Here is a 5,708-nt window from a genome sequence, read left to right as displayed (position 1 = left end):
CTGGAGCCGACGACCACCGACGGGCTGAGCCTGCACCCGGTCACGCTGACCGCCGACGAGGTCGACAACTACTACGAGGGCTTCTCCAACGAGACCCTGTGGCCGCTGTACCACGATGCGGTCGTCGAGTCGCGCTTCCATCGGGACTGGTGGGAGGCCTACCAGAAGGTCAACCACCGGTTCGCCGAGGAGGCCGCCGAGCTGGCCGCGCCCGGCGCGACCGTGTGGGTGCACGACTACCAGCTGCAGCTGGTCCCCCAGTTCCTGCGCCGGCTGCGCCCGGACGTGCGCATCGGGTTCTTCCTGCACATCCCGTTCCCACCGGTCGAGCTGTTCATGCGGCTGCCGTGGCGCACCCAGATCGTCAACGGGCTGCTCGGCGCCGACCTGATCGGGTTCCAGCTGCCGGGCGGGGCCCGCAACTTCGGCCGGCTGGCCAAGTCGCTGACCGGCGCGGTCACCACCGGCGGCACCATCGAGCACGAGGGCCGGCTGATCCGCGCCGCGGCCTACCCGATCGCCATCGACTCGGCCGAGCAGTCGGCGCTGGCCGCGACGCCGAAGGTGCACGCCGCCGCCCGCGCCCTGCGCAGCGACCTGGGAGACCCGAAGAAGATCATCCTGGGCGTCGACCGGCTCGACTACACCAAGGGCATCGACGTGCGGTTGCGCGCGTTCGGCGAGCTGCTCAAGGAGGGCGACCCGGCCGTCCGGGACGCCGTCATGGTGCAGATCGCCACGCCCAGCCGGGAACGTCTGGGCTCGTACCGGCGCATGCGCGAGCAGATCGAGCAGCAGGTCGGGGCCCTCAACGGTGACTACGGGCGGATCGGCCGGCCGGCCGTGCACTACCTGCACCAGTCGCTGCCCCGGGAGGACCTCGCCGCGTTCTACGTCGCGGCCGACGTCATGACCGTCACCCCGTTCCGGGACGGCATGAACCTGGTGGCCAAGGAGTACGTGGCCTGCCGGGTGGACGGCGGCGGCGTGCTGCTGCTCTCGGAGTTCACCGGCGCGGCCAAGGAGCTGCGGGCCAGCCTGCTGGTCAACCCCTACGACACCGACGGGGTGAAGAAGCACCTGCAGCAGGCGCTGACCATGCCGTCGGTGGAGGCCCGCCGGCGGATGCGGTCGCTGCGGCGCCAGGTGCTCACCCACGACGTCGACCGGTGGGCCGCGGCATTCCTGTCGGCGCTGGAGAACACCCGCGACCACGTCGCCGAGGCGACCCGCCGGCTGCCCGGCGACGTCGTCGCCAAGCTGCACCAGATCGCCGAGACCGGCCGGCTCATGGTGGCCACCGATTTCGACGGCTGCCTGGCCCCGATCGTGGACGATCCCGCGACGGCCCGCCCGCTGCCGGAGTCGATGGAGGCCCTGCAGACGATGACGGCCACCACGGGCACCGTGGTGGCGGTGGTGTCCGGACGCGCGCTGGCCGATCTGGAGGTGCTGCTGGGCCCGACCGAGCGGATCCATCTGGTCGGCAGCCACGGTGCGGAGACCTCCGCCGAGGACCGCGACGACAGCATGCTGCTCGGCCCGGACGACGCCAAGCGGCTGGCCAAGCTGCGCCTGGAGCTGCAGCAGATCACCGCCGAGTACCCCGGCGTGCGGTTGGAGATGAAGCCGACGGGCATCGCGGTGCACCTGCGCGGGGCGGACGCCGACGACGCCGGCGCGGTGACAAGGGCGATCGAGGACAACCCGGCGACCTGGCCGGGGGTGCACCTGCTGCGGGGCAAGAAGGTTCTCGAGCTGACCGTGGTCACCACCAACAAGGGCCGCGCACTCAAGGCGCTGGTGAAGGCCAACCACTGCACGGGGACCGTGTTCATCGGCGACGACATCACCGACGAGAACGCCTTCGGGGTGCTGGAGGGCGACGACGTCGGGATCAAGGTCGGTCGCGGCGAGACGGTCGCCGACGCCCGGATCGCCGACCCGGCCCGGGTCGCCGACGTGCTCAACGTGCTGGCCGACCTGCGCCGGCGGGTCATCAAGCGCCGCTCGCAGCACGCCGCCGGCACCTCCGGCCCGGTCGCCAAGGACCAGCGCGCCTCGACCTGACGCCGGGTGAGCCGGCGCGGGCCCGAGTCATCCGGTCACGCCGGCTTCACCCAGTTCGGCGATCGCCGCGGCCAGCGCCTCGGTCATCGATCCGCCGCCGTGCCCGCTGTCCTCCAGCACGACCAGCCGGCTGGCCGGCCAGGCGCGGTGCAGGTCCCAGGCCACCGACAGCGGACCGCTGATGTCGTACCGGCCGTGGATCAGCCCGCGGGGGTTGCCGCCCACCGCCGGCATCCCCGACCGGACGCCGTCCGGGGGCAGGAAGCAGTCGTTGGCCCAGTAATGGATCACCAGGGTCGCGATCTGGGCCCGGAACCCCGGCTCGGCGTCCGCCAGGCTCGGCAGCGGGTCGGGCGCGAGCGACACGTGCACGTCCTCCCACCGGCACCAGTCCCGCGCGGCCGCGAACCGGACCGCCGGATCCGGGTCGGTGATCCGCTCGAGATAGGCGTCCAGCACCCGTTGCCCGGGCCGCCGCCCGGACGCCGCCGCGAACTCGTCCCACTCCCGCGGGAACACCCGGCGCATGTCCTGGGTGATCCACTCCAGGTACTCGCGGGCACCGTCCGTCACCGCGGCCAGTGCCAGCCCGGTGACCCGTCCGGGATGCCGCTGGGCGTACGCCAGAGCCAGGGTCACGCCCCAGGACCCGCCCACGACCAGCCACCGGTCGATGCCCAGATGCTCGCGCAGCAATTCCAGGTCGTCGATCAGCTGATCGGTCGTGTTGGTCGCCAGGGAGGCCAGATCCTCATGGGCCAGCGGGCGGCTGCGCCCGCAGCCCCGTTGATCGAGGTAGACGATGCGCCAGCGCTCGGGGTCGTAGTGCCGCCGGTAACGGGGGGACATCGGTGCGCCGGGGCCGCCGTGCAGGACACCACCGCCGCACCCATCGGGTTGCCCGAGCATTCCCAGTAGATCCGGGCGCCGTGTGCCGCCGGCAGCATCCCGGTGGCGTACGGCTCGATGTCGGCCGGCACCGGGCTCAGTCCGCGGGGGGCCGGTGACACACGGCCTCGACGTTGTTCCCGTCGGGGTCGCGCACGAAGACGCCGTAGTAGTGCGGGTGGTACTCGGGCCAGACCCGCGGTTCGTGCAGGATCTCCAGACCGAGCCCGACCGCGACCCGGTGCACCTCGTCGACCACGTCCCGGTTCGGCGCGGTGAACGCGATGTGCGACTGCCGGCCGCCCGGGTCGGTGGCCGCGCCGAGCCAGAAGGACGGATGCTCGGGCGGCCCGTAGCCGACGGCGACACCGAAGTCCATCACCCGCCCGTACCCGAGCGGCGCGAAGAACGCGTCGTACCAGGCCGACGCCGCGGCCAGGTCGTCACACTGGATGCCGAAGTGATCGATCATGGCCCGCACTGTGCCACCGAGGTCCGACAGCGCCCTCTCCGGTGCTCCACCGTGGTCGTCGGTGCCGGCGGCCCGCCGTCCACCGCCGGTCCGTGGCGGCCGCCGCCGCGCCGGTCAACCGGGCCGCCGGCCGGCGGCGTCACGCCTTCTTCGCCGCCTTCTTCGCCGCCTTCCTGGCCCGGTCGGCGGCCGGGTCGTAGGCGTCCCCGAGGAACAGCTGCAGCCAGCGGGCCTGCGGATCGATGTCCACCAGCAGGCCCTTGACCAGCAGGCTGGCCGGAATGGCCAGGATCGCGCCGATCGGGCCCAGGATGAACGTCCAGATGATCAGCGACAGGAAGCTCATCGTGGTGGTCAGGCCGACCGCGTCACCGACGAACTTGGGCTGCAGCACGGACTGGATGACGAAGTTCAACGCGCAGTAGATCACCAGCACCGCGATCGCCAGCCCCGGGCCGCCCTGCAGGAAGGCCAGGAACGTCGGCGGGATCAGCCCGATGATGAACCCGACGTTGGGGATGTAGTTGGTCACGAAAGCCAGCAGCCCCCACAGGGACGCCGCGGGCACCCCCAGGATCAGCAGCGCCGCCGTGTCCAGCACCGCGACGACGGCCCCGAAGATCGTGGCCACGCCGAAGTAGCGCCGGGTGCCGGAGGCGAAGGTCCGCAGCCCGTCGAAGGCGACCTCGTGGCCGGTACGGGCGGCCGCGAACCGCTCCGGGAAAATGGCGCCGTCGACGGCCAGGAAGATCAGCAGGACGATGGTGAACAGGGTGCCGGACACCGCGCCGCTCACCCCGGACAGCAGCGACTCCGCCACCGAGGCGATCGTGCTCGGGTCGATCTGCTGCACCAGGGTGGACGCGTCGGTGCTCGACAGGCCCAGCCCGGCGAGCCAGGACGTGACCTGATCCAGGGTGGCGGTCCACTGGTCCGCGTACTGCGGGATGAGCTGGATGAACCGGATGATGCCGAAGACGGTCGAGACGACCAGCCCGAGCACGATCAGCAGCGCGGCCAGGAACGCCGCCACCGAGGCGAGTCCGCGCGAGACCCCCTTGCGCCGGAGCAGGGCCCGCAGCGGGTCGACCAGCACCGCCAGCACGAGGGCCAGGAACACCGGACCCAGGATCCCCGGCACGGCCCGCATGCCGGCCGCCACCACGACGACGCCGGCCACGGTCAGCACGATCGTCAGGCCGCGCGGCAGCGGACCGGACCACGACGGGCGCCCGACCGGGCCGGCCGGCGGGGTCGCCGGCCCCGTCGCCGGCTCGGCGTGCGTGTCCGCCGCGGGCGTGGTCCCGGCCCGCTCGTGGGGCGGCGGCGGGCGTCCCGCCCGGGCCGTGCCGTCCTGCTCTTCTCGCGCCTGTGTCATGGTCCCGTCCACCCGTCGCAGTGATCCCGCCGGGCATCAGCCTGCCGCCTCCGGGCGACCGCGCCGGGGACGTCAGCGCCGGGGTGGCGCCGTGGTGCGTCCGGGCAGGAAGGTGGTCGGCAGCAGGATGCGCCGGCCGGCGGTCCGCCGGGCCGGATTCAACAGCATCCGCCCCGCCTGGCGCCCCTTCTCCACGACCGGCTGCTCCACGCTGGTCAACCCCGCGTCCACGGCCGCCTTGATGCCGTCGAAGCCGGTCACCGAGACGTCCTGCGGGACCCGCTGGTGCCGCCGGGTCAGCTCGCCGATGGCCCCGAGCGCGAGCACGTCCGAGGTGGCGATCAGCGCGGTGATGCCCGGATCGAGGGCCAGCACCTCGGCGGCGGCCGAGGCCCCCGCCTCCACCGTGTGCTCGAACCGCTCGACCACCGGGATCCGGTCCCAGGCCACGCCGGCCGCGGTGCACGCGTCCCGCAGGCCGGCGAGCCGGTTGCGCTGCACGTGATAGCGCGCGGCGGTCTGCCGCTCGATGGGCACCGGTCCGTCCAGCCGGGCCCGCCCCAACCGCATGCAGATCACACCGATCCGGCGGTGGCCGAGCCGGAGCAGGTGCTCGGCGATCTGCCGGATCGCGGCCTTGTCGTCGATCCCCACCGCATCGGTGCCGGGGAAGCTGGGCTGGTCGCAGATCACCGAGGGGACCGGCCGGGCGAGCGCGGCCGTCAGGTGGGGGTCGTCGTCGGGCATCGAGTAGACGACGAAGCCGTCGACGGCGGCCCGGGTGACCCCGGCGACGTCCTCCGAACCGGGCCGCGCGGGGACCAGCAGCAGGCCGACCTGCGCCTCGTCGCACTCCAGCGTCAGGCCCTCGAGGAACGCGACCGCGCCGGGGTCGCGGAT

Annotated in this window: 5 protein-coding genes; 1 reads left to right on the top strand and 4 read right to left on the bottom strand. The window is 73.0% G+C overall.

Translation table 11 applies throughout. The features are described 5' to 3' along the window. Window positions 1-2,070 (top strand): bifunctional alpha,alpha-trehalose-phosphate synthase (UDP-forming)/trehalose-phosphatase (locus ACOJUF_RS15280; protein ID WP_420122684.1); only part of this gene is annotated, 2,070 nt, incomplete at its 5' end. A gap of 27 nt (window positions 2,071-2,097) precedes the next feature. Here ACOJUF_RS15280 and ACOJUF_RS15275 read toward each other — a convergent pair. From ACOJUF_RS15275 to ACOJUF_RS15260, 4 genes are all read right to left on the bottom strand, one after another. Then, window positions 2,098-2,919, bottom strand: coding sequence for an alpha/beta fold hydrolase (locus ACOJUF_RS15275; protein ID WP_420122683.1), 822 nt, complete (start codon window positions 2,917-2,919; stop codon window positions 2,098-2,100). Between the two features lie 136 nt (window positions 2,920-3,055). After that, complete coding sequence (locus tag ACOJUF_RS15270) at window positions 3,056-3,430, bottom strand: VOC family protein (protein ID WP_420122682.1); 375 nt, start codon at window positions 3,428-3,430, stop codon at window positions 3,056-3,058. A 139-nt stretch (window positions 3,431-3,569) separates the two neighbouring features. Continuing rightward, window positions 3,570-4,808 (bottom strand): AI-2E family transporter, encoded by a 1,239-nt coding sequence (locus ACOJUF_RS15265; RefSeq protein ID WP_420122681.1) that lies wholly within the window; start codon window positions 4,806-4,808, stop codon window positions 3,570-3,572. Window positions 4,809-4,880: 72 nt separating this feature from the next. Beyond that, window positions 4,881-5,708 (bottom strand): substrate-binding domain-containing protein (locus tag ACOJUF_RS15260; protein WP_420122680.1); only part of this gene is annotated, 828 nt, incomplete at its 5' end.

Source organism: Nakamurella sp. (genome assembly GCF_048594475.1).
Lineage (GTDB): Bacteria > Actinomycetota > Actinomycetes > Mycobacteriales > Nakamurellaceae > Nakamurella.
This window is presented reverse-complemented; position numbering and strand designations above follow the sequence as displayed.

Coding starts and splice junctions, on each gene's coding strand:
- ACOJUF_RS15275 (WP_420122683.1), bottom strand. CDS start 2,919: ATGTCCCCCCGTTACCGGCGGCACTACGACCCCGAGCGCTGGCGCATC.
- ACOJUF_RS15270 (WP_420122682.1), bottom strand. CDS start 3,430: ATGATCGATCACTTCGGCATCCAGTGTGACGACCTGGCCGCGGCGTCG.
- ACOJUF_RS15265 (WP_420122681.1), bottom strand. CDS start 4,808: ATGACACAGGCGCGAGAAGAGCAGGACGGCACGGCCCGGGCGGGACGC.